This is a genomic window from Hyunsoonleella flava (genome assembly GCF_004310325.1).
GTDB classification, from domain to species: domain Bacteria; phylum Bacteroidota; class Bacteroidia; order Flavobacteriales; family Flavobacteriaceae; genus Jejuia; species Jejuia flava.
In genome coordinates, this window is the sequence record NZ_SIRT01000055.1 from 1 (window position 1) to 304 (window position 304).

Here is a 304-nt window from a genome sequence, read left to right on the forward strand (position 1 = left end):
GAGATGGTTTTATCGATATTTATTGCTTAGTTGCTGGACAGTCTGGAAATAAAAAAAATCAGCTTTTCATCAATCAAGGTGATAATACGTTCAAAGAACAGGCATCTAATTTTGGTTTAGATGATGCCGGTAATAGTGTTGATGCTACATTTTTTGATTTCGATAATGATGGTGATCTTGATGTGTATGTTGCTAACTAACCCATTACCCCATTTGAATACAATAGCTATCATTATAAGATGCGTATGGATAGGGTGACAGATATAGAAACCGATAATTTGTATAGAAATGATGGTGGAAAATT

At 33.2% G+C, this 304-nt stretch carries 1 protein-coding gene; it reads left to right on the top strand.

Annotated elements, in window-relative coordinates:
- On the top strand, nucleotides 1-200 hold a 200-nt coding region (locus EYD45_RS16620), incomplete at its 5' end, for an FG-GAP repeat domain-containing protein (RefSeq protein ID WP_130965781.1).
- Nucleotides 201-304 lie beyond the last annotated feature (104 nt).